We start from the raw sequence: 14924 nt of genomic DNA, 5'->3' as shown, positions 1-14924 counted from the left end.
CTCACGTTCCGGTGGCGTCCCGCTGACGTTCGGCTGACGGCCTCGATTTTCCCCGCTTCATCCCGGTCGCCCCCGCTCCCACCTGCGGGAGTGCCGGTCGGCGCGGCTCAGGGCGCGGTGGCGAGGCGGAGCGCGGACCGCTCGTGGCGTAGGCGGTAGGAGGGCTCCGCCGTGGTGCGCACCAGGACCTCCAGCGCCCGCACCGCGCCCTCGTCGTAACCGGCCTCCTCCGCCTCCCGTGCGGCCCGGTCCAGCAGCCGGACGCCGTCCTCCTCCTCGCCCAGTGCCAGCCGGGCTTCGCCGCAGATCGCCAGCAGCAGCGACCGGCGCGCGGCCTCCTCGTGCTCGGGGCCCAGATCGAGCGCGGACCGCGCACAGGCCAGCGCCTCCTCCGGGCGGCGCGCGGTGAGCCGCATCCGCGCCAGGTGCTGGAGGGCGAGCATCTCGGTGTGCCGGTCCTCCTCCCGGCGGGCCAGCTCCACGGCGCGGAGGCAGTTCTCCGACGCGGTCGGCAGCTCGCCCAGCTCGGCCTGGACGACCGCCAGGTTGATCAGCGCGGTCGCCTCGCCCAGCGGGTCGCCGGCCTCCCGGGCGAGCTGCGGCGAGCGCTCCAGCAGGGCGGCGGCCTCGGCGGTCCGGCCCTCCTCCGTCAGCACCCAGCCCAGCAGCGTGAGCACCCTCGATTCGGCGTACGCGTCCTTTCCGGCGCGGGCCGACTCCAGGGCCAGCTCCAGCAGCGGCGCCCAGTTGTCCCGCACCCGCCACACCACCTGCGGCCACTGGAGCAGGATGATCCGCCAGGCCCGCTCCTCCAGGCCCGCCTCCCGCGCCGCCTGGGCCGCCAGCGCCAGGTTCTCGCGCTCGCCCGCCAGCCAGCTCATCGCCTCGTCCCGGCCGGTGAAGTCCCGTACGGCGGCGGGCCGGCGGAAGCCGTCCGGCAGGACGAAGCAGGGCTCGCCGCCGGGCTCCGCCGTGTCGGCGGCGGCCAGCGCGGTGGCGATGCAGTGGTCGAGCACCCCCACGAGGGCCTCGTCTGCGGAGGCCGGGTCGATACCCCGGGCGTAGAGGCGTACCAGGTCGTGCAGGATCCACCGGCCCGGGGCCGTCTCGGCGACCAGGTGGGCGTCGGACAGCCGCTCCAGCGCCGCCGCCGCGACCACCGGGTCCGTCCCCGCCAGCGCGGCCGCCGCGTACGGGTCGACATGGCCGCCGGGATGGTGTCCGAGCCGTGCGAAGTGGTGGGCGGCGTCCGGCGGGAGGTGCTGGACGGTCAGCCGCAGCGCGGCCGCGACGCCCGTGTCGTCCACGTCGAGGCACGCCAGCCGGCCGCGCTCGTCGGCCAGTTCGTCGGCGAGGGCGGCCAGCGTCCAGCGGGGCCGCCCCGCCAGCCGGGCGGCGGTGACGCGCAGCGCGAGCGGCAGCCCGCCGCAGAGTTCGGCGAGCCGGCGGGCCGCCACCGGTTCGGCGAGCACCCGCTCCTCCCCCAGCACCCCGGCGAGCAGCGCCGTGCCGTCGTCGGCCTCCAGCGTGTCGAGGGGGACGGGGCGGGCGGCGTCCGAGGCGATCAGCCCTTCCAGCCGGTGCCGGCTGGTGACCAGCGTGACGCAGTCCGCGCCGCCCGGGAGCAGCGCCCGGACGGCGGCGGAATCGCGGGCGTTGTCGAGGATGACCAGCAGCCTGCGCCGGTCGGTCAGCGAGCGGAAGAGCGCGGCGGCCGCCGGTGCGGATTCCGGAATCCGGCGAGGCGGGACGCCGAGCGCGAGCAGGAACTCCCGCAGGACGTCGACGAGCGGGGGCTCGCCGGCCTCGCTGAAGCCGCGCAGGTCGGCGAAGAGGCGCCCGTCCGGGAAGAGCGCGTCGTTGCGGTGCGCCCACTGGAGCGCCAGCGCGGTCTTGCCGACCCCGGCCGGGCCGGTGACCAGGCAGACGGGCGACTCGCCCGCCGCCGCCCGGGTGAGCGCGGCCAGTTCGTCGGTGCGCCCCTGGAAGCCGCGGGGCGCCCGGGGGAGCAGGTCGACGGGGAGCGGGTCGGCGGGGTGCAGCGCGGGCGTGGCCGACCAGGGGCGCGGAGCGGCGGGGGGCGCCTGCGCCGTACCGCCGCCCGGGGGCGCGTCGGCGGCGGCGGGCGGGACGACGGGAGCCCCAGCGGCTCCGGCGGAGGGGGCCGCGGGGCGGGTCGGGGTCCGGGGGGCCTTGGTACGGGCGGCCGGGGCGGCGGGCGGGGGCCCCGGGTCGCCGCGCAGGATCAGTGCGTACGCGTCCGCGAGCCGGGGTCCGGGGTCGATGCCCAGTTCGTCGGCGAGGAGCCGCCTCGTACGGTGGAAACGGTCCAGGGCCTCCGACTGGCGTCCCGCCCGGTACAGCGCCAGCATCAGCTCGGCGGCCAGCGACTCCCGCAACGGGTGCGCCGAGGTCTCCGCCGCCAGCAGGGCCGCGGCCCGGTGGTGCTCGCCGAGGGTGCCGTACGTACGGGCCAGCAGCTCGACCGTCGCCAGCCGCGACTCCTCCAGGGAGTGCGCGGCGGCCCGGAGCGGCGGACCGGCGAAGGCTCCGCTGAGGGCCGGCCCCTGCCAGTGGGACAGGGCCTCCTTCAGCATCAGCACGGTGTCCGCCGGACTGCGCTGCTCCCGCGCCAGCATCAGCAGTTCCTCGAACCGCTGCGCGTCCACCAGCGTCTCGGGAACCCGCAGCACGTACGCGTCGCCGAGGGTGACCAGCTCGACCCCGTACGCCTCCGCGTCCGCGCCCACCAGCAGGGCGCGCAGCCGCGAGACATGGCCCTGGATGACGCTGCGGGCCTGCAGCGGCGGGGTGTCGTCCCACAGGGAGTCCATCAGCCGGCTGATGGAGACCGGCGTGTTGGCGGACAGCAGCAGCGCGGCGAGCAGGCTGCGCCGTTTGGCGGGCCCCAGCGGCAGCGGGCCGGTGTGCGTCTCCACGGCGACCGTGCCGAGCAGCCGGAACTCCACGAACGGCTCCTCTTCGGGGCGGGGCGCACCCACGGTGGGGGCGCGGGATCCGTCCCAGAATATCGGTGCCCCCGCAGCGTCGGCACCGGGCCGCCCGCCCGGCGGCGACGCTCGGCCGGCCGTCCGGGCCGCTCGCCGCCGCGGGCCGTCAGTGGTAGCGCTGTTCGTCGTCCGCGACGACGGTGGTGGTGGGCGGCACGACCATCCGGCGGCGCCGCGCGATGCTCATGTACACGAAGACCCCGACGAGGCCGACGAGCATCATGATCCATCCGACCAGGTCGACGTTGACCGAGTCGACCTGCCAGTCGGTGGCGAACGCCAGGATCGCGCCGGCACCGATCAGGAGAATGCATCCTCCGAGTCCCATGACTTCCGCCTCCTCGACCGCCCGGGGGGTCCGGGCCGGTGTACGGATCGCGTACCCGGCCCGGCAACAACCATGTGCGCGCAGGGGGTTGCACCTTCCCGCCCGGGGGCGCGGAGGCGGTGGGGCGTCCTCGGGTCAGCCGGCGAGGAACGCGGCCAGCGCGTTCGCCAGCAGGTACGGGTCGTCCGCGCCGCACAGCTCACGGGCGCTGTGCATCGAGAGGATCGCCACGCCGATGTCCACGGTCTGGATGCCGTGCCGGGCGGCGGTGATCGGGCCGATCGTGGTGCCGCAGGGCATGGCGTTGTTGGAGACGAAGGTCTGCCACGGCACGCCCGCCTTCTCGCAGGCGGCGGCGAACACCGCGCGTCCGCTGCCGTCGGTGGCGTACCGCATGTTGACGTTGACCTTGAGGATCGGGCCGCCGTTGGCGACCGGGTGGTGCGTCGGGTCGTGCCGCTCCGCGTAGTTGGGGTGCACGGCGTGACCGGTGTCGGAGGAGAGGCAGACCGTGCCGGCGAAGGCGCGGGCGCGGTCCTCGTACGTGCCGCCGCGTGCGAACACCGAACGCTCCAGCACCGAGCCCAGCAGCGGCCCGTCGGCCCCGGTGTCGGACTGCGAGCCGTTCTCCTCGTGGTCGAAGGCGGCGAGCACCGGGATGTACGGGATGTCGGCGTCGGGCTGAGCGGCGACGGCGGCCAGGGCGGCGGTCGCGGCGTGCACCGAGAGCAGGTTGTCCATCCGGGGCCCGGCCACCAGCTCCCGGTCGCGGCCCAGGTAGGAGGGCGGCTCGATGGCGTGCGGCATCAGGTCCCAGCCGGTGACGTCCTCCGCGTCGACGCCCGCCTCCTCGGCGACGAACCGGATCAGGTCGCCCTCCTCGACGTCGCCGAGCCCCCAGATCGGCTGCATGTGCTTCTGCCGGTCGAGCTTGAGGCCGTCGGTGTTGGCCGACCGGTCCAGGTGCACGGCCAGCTGCGGCACCCGCAGCAGCGCCCGGTCGACGTTGACCAGCCGGTGGGTGCCGTCGCGCAGCGAGATCCGGCCCGCCAGGCCGAGGTCCCGGTCGAGCCAGGTGTTGAGGAGGGTGCCGCCGTAGACCTCGACGGCGACCTGGCGCCAGCCGTGCGCCCCGGTGTCGGGCAGCGGCTTCACCCGCAGGTTGGGGGAGTCGGTGTGCGCCCCGGCGATCCGGAACGGGGTGTGCGCCTCGGCGCCCTCCGGCACGTACCAGGCGACGATGGCCCCGCCGCGCAGCACGTACTTCCCCCCGGCCGACGCGTCCCAGGCGGCGGTCTCCTCGACCTGCCGGAAACCGGCCTCCTCCAGGCGGGCGGCGGCGTTCGCCACGGCGTGGTACGGGGACGGGCTGGCCGCCAGGTAGGACATCAGGTCATCGGTGTGGGCGCGGTCGAACCGGAGAGGGGAACTCATGTTCTTCACTGTAACGAGGAAGCGGAATCCGGTATCCGGTGACCACGGGATCGGAGGCCCGGCGGGCGCCCGGTCTACAGCTCGTCGATCGCGGTCAGGTCGATGTCGATGTCGTAGGGGGCGGAGAGCTTGAGCCGGTCGTGGTGGACGCCGGTGGAGACGTACGCCTTGTTGACGGGATCGAGCTCGTAGGTGATGACCATGGGGCGGTCGTTCTCGCCGGTCATCTCGACGAGCCAGTAGTGCTGGATGCCCGCCGCCGCGTACTTGTGCGGCTTGGTGTCCCGGTCGCGGTCCTCGGAGTCGGGCGAGACGACCTCGACGGCGAGGAGGACGTCGGCGGCGTCGTAGCGGGTCGTGCGCTGGTCCCCGTCCGCGGCGGCGGTCACGACCAGGAGGTCGGGTTCCGGGGCGTTGCGTTTGCCGAGCACCACCGCCATCTCCCGGCGTACGCGCAGATGACCCGGCACATGGACGCGAAGCCCCTGCTCCAGCAGATACATCGCCAGCGTGTGGAACTTCCGCTGCGGACTCACGAAAACCAGGCTCCCGTCGATCAGCTCTGTGTGCGGCGGGAGGTCGAGCGTGAAGAATTCGTCCACGGTGTAGCCGTCCGCGGGCGGGACCGGCCACTTGGAGCCGTCCGACTGGCGGTGCGGCGATTCGGGCAGGGCCTCGGCGGTCATGGTTCCTCCCATGGACGGGATTCTGGGCCGTGCAGTCAGCGTACCCAGCCGATACGACGGCGCCGCCACCCGAAAGGATTCGGGTGGCGGCGCCGGGGTGACGTACCGAGCGGGCGGGCGGCCCTAGAACGCGGCCTCGTCCAGCTCCATCAGGGAGTTGTCCACGGCCTCGGCGAGCGCGCGCTCGGTCGAGACGCCGGGCAGGACGTTGGCGGCGAAGAACTTCGCGGCGGCGATCTTGCCCTGGTAGAAGGCGGTGTCCTTGGCGGAGGCGGTCGGCAGCTTCTCCGCGGCGACGGCCGCGCCCTTGAGCAGCAGGTAGCCGACGACGACGTCGCCGGACGCCATCAGCAGGCGGGTGGTGTTGAGGCCCACCTTGTAGATGTTCTTGACGTCCTCGCCGGTCGCGGTGAGGTCGGTGATCATCGTGCCGACGATCGCCTCCAGGTCCACGGCGGCCTTGGCGAGCGAGTCCAGCGCCGGGGCCAGCTCCTCGTTGCCCTGGGCCTCGGCGAGGAACTTCTTGATCTCCTCGGAGAGCGTGTTGAGCGAGGCGCCCTGGTCGCGGACGATCTTCCGGAAGAAGAAGTCCTGGCCCTGGATCGCCGTGGTGCCCTCGTAGAGGGTGTCGATCTTGGCGTCCCGGATGTACTGCTCGACCGGGTACTCCTGGAGGTAGCCGGAGCCGCCGAAGGTCTGGAGCGACTGCGCGAGCTGCTCGTAGGACTTCTCGGAGCCGTAGCCCTTCACGATCGGCAGCAGCAGGTCGTTGAGGCCGATCAGCGCCTTGGCGTCCTCGCCCGCGGCCTCCTTCTCCTGGATCGCGTCCTGGACGGCGGCCGTGTACAGCACGAGGGAGCGCATGCCCTCGGCGTACGCCTTCTGCGTCATGAGCGAGCGGCGCACGTCGGGGTGGTGCGTGATGGTGACCTTGGGCGCGGTCTTGTCCATGAAGTTCGCCAGGTCGGGGCCCTGGACGCGCTCCTTGGCGTACTCCAGCGCGTTCAGGTAGCCCGTGGAGAGCGTGGCGATGGCCTTCGTGCCGACCATCATGCGGGCGAACTCGATGATGCGGAACATCTGGCGGATGCCGTCGTGCTTGTCGCCGATGAGCCAGCCCTTGGCGGGGTGCTGGTCGCCGAACGTCATCTCGCAGGTGTTGGACGCCTTGAGGCCCATCTTGTGCTCGACGTTGGTCGCGTACACGCCGTTGCGCTCGCCCAGCTCGCCGGTGGTCCAGTCGAAGTGGAACTTCGGGACCATGAAGAGGGAGAGGCCCTTGGTGCCCGGTCCGGCGCCCTCGGGGCGGGCCAGCACGTAGTGGATGATGTTCTCGGACATGTCGTGCTCGCCCGAGGTGATGAAGCGCTTCACGCCCTCGATGTGCCAGGAGCCGTCCTCCTGCCGCACGGCCTTGGTGCGGCCGGCGCCGACGTCCGAGCCGGCGTCCGGCTCGGTCAGCACCATCGTCGAGCCCCACTGCTTCTCGACGGCGATCTCCGCGATCTTCTTCTGCTCCTCGTTGCCCTCCTCGAAGAGGATGCCGGCGAAGGCCGGGCCGGAGGAGTACATCCACACGGCCGGGTTCGAGCCGAGCAGCAGCTCCGCGTAGCCCCAGATCAGGGAGCGCGGGGAGGTCGTGCCGCCGATCTCCTCCGGCAGGCCCAGGCGCCAGTACTCGGAGTCCATGAACGCCTGGTACGACTTCCGGAAGCTCGCCGGGACCGGGGCGGTCTTGGTCTCCGGGTCGAAGACCGGCGGGTTGCGGTCGGCGTCGGCGTAGGAGTCGGCGAGCTCGTTCTCGGCGAGGCGCGCGATCTCTTCCAGGATGCTCTTCGCGGTGTCGACGTCCATCTCACCGAACGGACCGGTGCCGTACACCTTGTCGCGCCCGAGGACCTCGAAGAGGTTGAACTCGATGTCGCGGAGATTCGACTTGTAGTGCCCCATGGGAAGGCTCCGTAATCAATAGCAGTGGCGCGCGGCGCCCCGGGGAGATGCGGGTCGGGCGACAGGCAGACATGGGTCGGTCAGCTGACCCCTCCGATGATGCTACCCGTCAGTAATAAGGCGCAACCCCTCAAGCCGTAGATGTGTCCGATTACTCTTTGCGGCATGTACGGCTACGACCAGAACCCTGGTGCTCAGCAGCAGATGGGTCAGATGGGCCAGATGGGTCAGATGGGCGGCGGCTACGGGGAGCAGCCGCTGTACCCCGAACCGTCGCCGCCCTCCCTGGCCGACGCGGTACGGGCCTTCACCACCGGCTCCCTCTCCGCCGAGGACTTCCAGCAGATCTTCGCGACGTCGAAGGTCTACTGCCCGCGCGGCGACAACCCCGGCTTCCTGGCGCTGCACAACACGCAGCAGCCGGTGATCCCGATGTTCACCACGCTCAAGGAGCTGCGGCGGTACGCGGGCAAGGAGTCCAAGTACTTCGTGATCACCGGGGCCGAGGTGATCGACCTGCTGCCGACGGGGTACGGCTTCGTCCTCGACATGGAGGGCGACCACCGGATGGTCTTCGACGCCAAGGCGGTCGAGCAGATGGTCGACTTCGCGATGCGCCGGATGTACGGGTAGGGGTTCCGGGCCGGCTCGTCGCCGGCCTGCGGTTTCTTCTGTGGGGCGAGGGTCCGCGCCGAGACGGCGCGGACCCTCGCGCCGTCATGGCGGGGCTCCGGGAATGCGCGACGCCTTGCAAGATGTTCATCGTTCAACTAAATTGATCGCAGAACACTCGCCCGGAGGTGGCCCCCATGCCCGCAGTGACCGTCGACAACCCGCTGACCCTGCCCAAGGTGGCCGCTCCGGAGAACGCCGCGGCGCGGCCCGTGCTCGCCGTGACGACCGCGCCGACCGGCTTCGAGGGCGAGGGCTTCCCCGTCCGCCGCGCCTTCGCGGGCATCAACTACCGGCACCTCGACCCGTTCATCATGATGGACCAGATGGGTGAGGTGGAGTACGCGGCGGGCGAGCCGAAGGGAACCCCCTGGCACCCGCACCGCGGCTTCGAGACCGTGACGTACCTGATCGACGGAAGCTTCATCCACCAGGACTCCAACGGCGGGGGCGGCACCATCGAGAACGGCGACACCCAGTGGATGACCGCCGGATCGGGCCTGCTGCACATCGAGGCCCCGCCGGAGTCGCTCGTCATGTCCGGCGGCCTCTTCCACGGCCTCCAGCTCTGGGTGAACCTGCCCAAGGCCGACAAGATGATGAACCCCCGCTACCAGGACATCCGCGGTGGCGAGGTCCAGCTCCTCGCCTCGCCCGACGGCGGCGCGCTGCTGCGGGTCATCGCGGGTGAACTGGACGGCCACCGGGGCCCCGGCATCACCCACACCCCGATCACGATGATCCACGCCACCGTCCGGCCCGGCGCGGAGGCGGTCCTGCCCTGGCGCGAGGACTTCAACGGCCTCGCGTACGTCCTGGCCGGGCGCGGCACGGTCGGCACGGAGCGCCGCCCGATCGCGGTGGGGCAGACCGCGGTGTTCGGGTCCGGCGGCTCGCTGACCGTCCGCGCCGACGAGCGGCAGGACGGCCACACCCCGGACCTGGAGGTCGTGCTCCTCGGCGGACGCCCGATCCGGGAGCCGATGGCGCACTACGGGCCGTTCGTGATGAACAGTCAGGCCGAGCTCAAGCAGGCCTTCGAGGACTTCCAGGCCGGCCGGCTCGGCACGGTCCCGGCGGTCCACGGCATGTGACGAGCTGTCACCCGTACGGGGTGTGCGGGCGGGCCCGTCCCCGCACCCCGTGATCGGGTGGAAGGGTGTCCGCACCCCAGCCCCTCCTCCCGCAGAGCGCCCGCAGGGCGGCCGCCTGGTGCGGCGTCGTCCTGCTCGTGGTGGGCGTGGCCGCCGTCGTGGTCTGGCTGGTCGTCGCTCTGAAGACGGCGGTCACCCCGGTCCTGCTCGCGCTGCTCGGCACCGCGTTGCTCGGCCCCGTCCACCGGTGGCTGACCGCCCGCCGGCTGAACCGGTCGCTGGCCGCCGGGCTGACCTGTGCGGCCCTCGTCGCGGTGGTCGGCGGCGCCGGGTACATCGTGGTCACCGCGCTCATCGACTCCGGCGACCAGATCGTCGCCTCGCTGAAGGAGGCCGGCCAGTGGGTCGTCGACCATCTGGAGATCGGCGGGACCACGGACGTCGACGACCTGGCGGACAACGCGAAGGGTCTGGTCGAGAAGTTCGGGGCGAGCGCGGCGGGCGGCCTGCTCAACGGTCTCAGCCTGGTCGGTTCGCTGGTGGCGACGAGCGTGCTGGCCCTGTTGCTGACCTTCTTCTTCCTGCGCGACTCGGACCGGGCGGCGCACCTGGCCCACACCGTCGCCCCGCGCGGCACGGGGGACCTGGTCGAGGCGATGGGGCGGCGCGCGTTCGAGGCCGTGGAGGGCTTCATGCGCGGCACCACGCTCATCGCCCTGATCGACGCCGTCTGCATCACGGTGGGCCTGCTGATCCTGGACGTTCCCGGGGCGGTGGGGCTGGGCGCGCTGGTCTTCGTCGGCGCGTACATCCCGTACCTCGGGGCGTTCGTCTCCGGTGCGGTGGCCGTCCTGGTCGCGCTGGCCGACCGGGGGTTCGTGACCGCCCTGTGGGTGCTGGGGGTGGTGCTCGCCGTCCAGGCGCTGGAGGGCCACGTGCTCCAGCCGGTGATCCAGAGCCGTACGGTCCAGATGCACCCGGCCATGGTCATGGTCGCGCTGACGGCGGGAGCGAGCGTGGCGGGCCTGCTCGGGATGCTGCTGGCGGTGCCGCTGTGCGCGGCGGTCTTCGGCATTCTGGGCGAACTGCGCGGGGGAGACGGCCCGGGCGGGCCGCCGGGCCCTGCCCCGCCCGCCCCCTCCGGTGCGTGAGGACGGAACCGCGGCGGGGGCGTTGCCGGAGCAGGGGCCCGGTGGTCCGGTTCCCCCGCCGTCCGGCGTTCGAGGACGGACCCTTCGCACCGGTGGGCCCGAACCTCCGCCGGGCCGGAGCCGCGGCCTGAGGCGCCCGGGGGCCCGCGGCCCCGGGTTCAGACGGCCGCTCCCGCCGGCTCCCCCGGCTCCTGCGACTCCCCCTGCTTTCCCTGCTCCCCCAGCTCCTGCGACTCGTACAGCTCGAACCAGGTCGACTTCCCCTCACCGCGCGGATCGACCCCCCACGCGTCCGCCAGCATCTCCATCAGCACGAGCCCCCGCCCGCTGGACGCCATCTCGCCCGGCCGCCGTTTGTGCGGCAGTTCGTCGCTGGCGTCGGCGACCTCGACGCGCAGCCGCCGCTCGCCCTGTTCGCCGGAGACCTCCGCCACCATCAGCGCGTCCCCGTCCGTGTGGACGAGCACGTTGGTGGCCATCTCGGAGACCATCAGGACCGCCGAGTCGACCTGCTCGGGGTCGCTCCAGTCGTGCAGCAGCTCGCGCACGAGCTGCCGCCCGACCGAGATCCGCTCGGGCTCGGCCTGCGCGATGGTCAGGACGCTGCGGCGCGGCGGGGCCGCGCGGGTGGGAGTGCTCTCGCGGCGCAGGACCAGCACCGCGATGTCGTCCTCCCGCCGGTCCGCGAGCGGCCCCGTCGTGTAGTGCGAGGTCGGGCCGTGCACGGCCCCGACCAGTGCGTCGGCCATCTCCTCCAGGTCCTCGACGGGCTCCTCCAGGATCGGGCGCAGCCGGGTCCAGCCGGTGGCCATGTCGTGCCCGCCGGTCTCGATGAGGCCGTCCGTGCACAGCATGATCGTTTCGCCGGGTTCCAGGACCACCCGGGTGGTGGGGTAGTCGGAGTCGGCCTCGATCCCCAGCGGCAGTCCGCCGGCCGTCTGCCGGATCACCGCGGTCCCGTCGGCGCTGACCACCACCGGGTCGGGGTGGCCCGCGCGGGCGATGTCCAGGGTTCCGTTCTCCGGGTCCACCTCCGCGTACAGGCAGGTCGCGAAGCGGGGCGCGGTGGCCCCCGGATCGCCCTCGACGCTCTCGTCCGCGTCGGCGAGCCCGGACAGGAAGCGCGAGGCGCGGGCGAGCACGGCGTCCGGGCGGTGCCCCTCGGAGGCGTAGGCGCGCAGGGCGATCCGGAGCTGGCCCATCAGCCCGGCGGCCCGCACGTCATGGCCCTGGACGTCGCCGATGGCCAGGGCGATGCGGCCGTTGGGGAGCGGGATCATGTCGTACCAGTCGCCACCCACCTGGAGCCCGCCGCCGGTCGGCACGTACCGCGCGGCCACCGTCATCCCGGGGATCTCCGGGCCCAGGGTCGGCATCATCGAGCGCTGGAGGCCGAGGGACAGCTCGCGTTCCGTCTCGGCCGCCCCGGCGCGCGCCAGGGCCTGGGCGAGCATCCGGGCGACCGTGGAGAGCACCGCGCGCTCGTCCGGCGAGAACCCCACCGGGTGCCGGAACCCGGCCATCCACGCGCCCATCGTGCGGCCGGACGCCACCAGCGGCAGGAAGGCCCAGGACTGGCGTCCGAACCGGCGGGCCAGCGGCCAGGTGGCCGGATAACGGCGGCGGTACTCCTCCGGGGAGGGGAGGTAGATGGCGCGGCCGGTGCGGACGACCTCGGCGGCCGGGTAGTCGGTGTCCAGCGCCATGTCGGTGAAGGCTTCCTCGTCGCCCGGGTTGTGCCCGTGGTGCCCGATGATCGTCAACCGTTCCCCGGCGGAGCCGAAGACCGCGAGGCCGTCGGGGGAGAAGCCGGGCATGGACAGCGACCCGGCCACCCGCAGCACCTCCGCGGTGGACCGGGCCTCGGCCAGCGCCCGCCCGGCGTCCAGCAGGAACGCCTCCCGGGACCGCCGCCAGTCCCCGGTGACCGGCGTACGGGCGGCGGCGGTGGAGCCGGGCTGCGGCTCGGCGACCTCCTGGAGCGTGCCGATGAGGACGTAGCTCCCCGCTTCCCGGCCCGGCGGGACCACCGGCCTGGAGCGGCTGCGCACGGTACGGAGGACCTGGCCGCGCTCGTCCACGATCCGCAGCCGCGACTCGGCGACGGTCCCCTCGGTCACCGCGAGGTTCACCACCGCGTAGATCTCGTTCCAGTCGACCGGGTGGAACCGGCAGCGCACCGCGGCCTCCCGGTAGCTGCCGGGCTCGGCCGGCAGCCCGACCAGCCGGGCCGCCTCCGCGTCGAGCGTGACCGTGCCGGCGGCGTTGTCCCAGCGCCACAGGCCCGTCGCGATGGCGGCCAGGACTTCCTCGGTGCGCATTGCCCCACTTTAGGAAGGTCTGCTCGGTGGACGCCACCGAGGAGCCGCCACCTGCCCGGGGGCCGGACGGGGCGCCGACGGGGGGCGGGGCGGGGCGACAGCGGGTGGGCCGCCGCTGCGGAGCGTAAGGGAAATGAAGCGGCTCGGTCCCGGACGGTAGCCTGGGGAGGCTCGATCCACCCCAACCGCGAAGACTGGATGAACGACGATGCATCGGTACAGGTCCCACACCTGCGGCGAGCTCCGCGCCTCTGACGTCGGCACCGACGTCCGGCTGAGCGGCTGGCTGCACAATCGCCGAGACCTGGGCGGCATCCTCTTCATCGATCTGCGCGACCACTACGGTCTGGTGCAGCTCGTCGCCCGCCCCGGCACCCCCGCCAACGAGGCGCTGGCGAAGCTCACCAAGGAGACCGTCGTCCGGATCGACGGCACGGTCTCCGCGCGCGGCGCCGACAACGTCAACCCGGAGCTGCCGACCGGCGAGATCGAGATCGAGGTCGCCGAGGTCGAGGTGCTGGGCGAGGCGGCCCCGCTGCCGTTCACGATCAACACCGAGGACGGCGTCAACGAGGAGCGGCGCCTGGAGTACCGCTTCCTCGATCTGCGACGCGAGCGCATGCACCGCAACATCATGCTGCGCTCGGCCGTGATCGCGGCCATCCGCTCCAAGATGGTGGCGCTCGGCTTCAACGAGATGGCGACCCCGATCCTCACCGCGACCTCTCCCGAGGGCGCCCGTGACTTCGTCGTCCCGTCCCGGCTGAACCCCGGCAAGTTCTACGCGCTGCCGCAGGCCCCGCAGCAGTTCAAGCAGCTGCTGATGATCTCGGGCTTCGACCGCTACTTCCAGATCGCGCCCTGCTTCCGCGACGAGGACGCCCGCGCGGACCGCTCGCCGGGCGAGTTCTACCAGCTCGACGTGGAGATGTCCTTCGTCGAGCAGGAGGACGTCTTCCAGCCGATCGAGAAGCTGATGACCGAGCTCTTCACCGAGTTCGGCAACGGACGCGAGGTCACCTCGCCGTTCCCGCGCATCCCGTTCCGCGAGTCGATGCTGAAGTACGGCAACGACAAGCCGGACCTGCGGGCCAAGCTGGAGCTGGTCGACATCTCGGACGTCTTCGCCGACTCCGGGTTCAAGGCGTTCGCGGGCAAGCACGTCCGCGCGCTGCCCGTCCCCGACACCGCGGGCCAGTCCCGCAAGTTCTTCGACGGCCTCGGCGAGTACGCCGTCGAGCACGGCGCCAAGGGCCTGGCCTGGGTGCGGGTGGGTGAGGACGGCACGCTCGCCGGTCCGATCGCCAAGTTCCTCACCGAGGCCGACGTCAAGACGCTCACCGAGCGCCTCTCGCTGGTCCCGGGCCACGCGGTCTTCTTCGGCGCGGGCGAGTTCGACGAGGTCTCCAAGATCATGTCGGCGGTCCGGGTCGAGGCGGCCAAGCGCGCCGGCCACTTCGAGGAGGGCGTCTTCCGGTTCTGCTGGATCGTCGACTTCCCGATGTACGAGAAGGACGAGGAGACCGGCAGGATCGACTTCTCGCACAACCCCTTCTCGATGCCCCAGGGCGGCCTCGCCGACCTGGAGGAGAAGGACCCGCTGGACATCCTCGCCTGGCAGTACGACATCGTCTGCAACGGCATCGAGCTGTCCTCGGGCGCCATCCGCAACCACGAGCCCGAGCTGATGCTCAAGGCGTTCGAGATCGCCGGTTACGACCGCGAGACCGTGGAGCACGAGTTCGCGGGCATGCTCCGCGCGTTCCGGCTGGGCGCTCCGCCGCACGGCGGCATCGCCCCGGGCGTCGACCGCATCGTGATGCTGCTCGCCGACGAGCCGAACATCCGCGAGACGATCGCGTTCCCGCTCAACGGCAACGCCCAGGACCTGATGATGGGTGCCCCGACCGAGCTGGACGAGTCCCGTCTGCGGGAGCTGAACATCCAGCTGCGCAAGCCGGTGGCCCCCAAGGGCGCGGCGGAGAAGCCCGCAGGGGAGAAGCCCGCCTCGGAGTAGGCGGTCTGCGGGGACGCGGCGGTCCGTACGGTTCCGCTCGCCCCGCCCTGCGGATGTTTCACGTGAAACGGCCCCCGGTCACCTGACCGGGGGCCGTTGCGTTGCGGGACGCCGGAGGCCGGGGACGGCAGGGCGACGGGGTACAGCCGGATGGCCCCGGTTCGGATTCGTCCGGGGCGGCCCCGGCAAAGACTGGCAACGAGAGACCTCCACCGCACCGCGTGCCGCGCCGTCCCGCCGTTCCCGAGGAGCCATCCGCC

Annotated in this window: 10 protein-coding genes; 4 read left to right on the top strand and 6 right to left on the bottom strand. The window is 72.5% G+C overall.

All coding sequences use genetic code 11. From position 1 onward, the window contains the following. Positions 1–107: 107 nt before the first annotated feature. From ACH4K1_RS12980 to ACH4K1_RS12960, 5 genes are all read right to left on the bottom strand, one after another. Positions 108–2969: an AfsR/SARP family transcriptional regulator gene (locus ACH4K1_RS12980; protein ID WP_398089276.1), complete on the bottom strand. Its 2862-nt coding sequence runs from the start codon at positions 2967–2969 to the stop codon at positions 108–110. Between the two features lie 148 nt (positions 2970–3117). Then, positions 3118–3339 (bottom strand): DUF6458 family protein, encoded by a 222-nt coding sequence (locus ACH4K1_RS12975; RefSeq protein WP_228993776.1) that lies wholly within the window; start codon positions 3337–3339, stop codon positions 3118–3120. A gap of 135 nt (positions 3340–3474) precedes the next feature. Further along, positions 3475–4773 carry a M18 family aminopeptidase gene (locus ACH4K1_RS12970; protein ID WP_398089054.1) on the bottom strand — a complete coding sequence of 433 codons (1299 nt, stop codon included), beginning with the start codon at positions 4771–4773 and terminating at the stop codon, positions 3475–3477. Positions 4774–4847: 74 nt separating this feature from the next. After that, the gene (locus ACH4K1_RS12965) at positions 4848–5471 is read right to left on the bottom strand and encodes a Uma2 family endonuclease (RefSeq protein WP_398089053.1); all 624 of its coding nucleotides are present in this window, start codon (positions 5469–5471) and stop codon (positions 4848–4850) included. Between the two features lie 111 nt (positions 5472–5582). Next, complete coding sequence (locus ACH4K1_RS12960; RefSeq protein WP_398089051.1) at positions 5583–7409, bottom strand: acyl-CoA dehydrogenase; 1827 nt, start codon at positions 7407–7409, stop codon at positions 5583–5585. A gap of 165 nt (positions 7410–7574) precedes the next feature. Between ACH4K1_RS12960 and ACH4K1_RS12955 the strand changes: the two genes are divergently transcribed. From ACH4K1_RS12955 to ACH4K1_RS12945, 3 genes are all read left to right on the top strand, one after another. Beyond that, positions 7575–8042 (top strand): SseB family protein, encoded by a 468-nt coding sequence (locus ACH4K1_RS12955; protein WP_006125898.1) that lies wholly within the window; start codon positions 7575–7577, stop codon positions 8040–8042. Between the two features lie 176 nt (positions 8043–8218). After that, positions 8219–9175 carry a pirin family protein gene (locus ACH4K1_RS12950; RefSeq protein ID WP_398089049.1) on the top strand — a complete coding sequence of 319 codons (957 nt, stop codon included), beginning with the start codon at positions 8219–8221 and terminating at the stop codon, positions 9173–9175. A gap of 65 nt (positions 9176–9240) precedes the next feature. Continuing rightward, entirely contained in the window at positions 9241–10326 is a 1086-nt protein-coding gene (locus ACH4K1_RS12945; protein WP_398089047.1) for an AI-2E family transporter, read from the top strand. A 158-nt stretch (positions 10327–10484) separates the two neighbouring features. Here ACH4K1_RS12945 and ACH4K1_RS12940 read toward each other — a convergent pair whose 3' ends face one another. Next, a complete protein-coding gene (locus ACH4K1_RS12940) occupies positions 10485–12647 on the bottom strand; it encodes a SpoIIE family protein phosphatase (RefSeq protein ID WP_398089045.1) in 2163 nt (720 codons plus the stop codon). 208 nt (positions 12648–12855) lie between these two features. Here ACH4K1_RS12940 and aspS point away from each other — a divergent pair, with 208 nt between their 5' ends. After that, a complete protein-coding gene (gene aspS / locus ACH4K1_RS12935) occupies positions 12856–14664 on the top strand; it encodes an aspartate--tRNA ligase (RefSeq protein ID WP_398089043.1) in 1809 nt (602 codons plus the stop codon). Positions 14665–14924: the final 260 nt, after the last annotated feature.

The sequence above is a fragment of the Streptomyces sp. NPDC017448 genome, from assembly GCF_044330565.1.
GTDB lineage: Bacteria > Actinomycetota > Actinomycetes > Streptomycetales > Streptomycetaceae > Streptomyces.
Note: the sequence above shows the minus strand (reverse complement) of the source record. Positions and strands in the feature narration are given on the sequence as shown.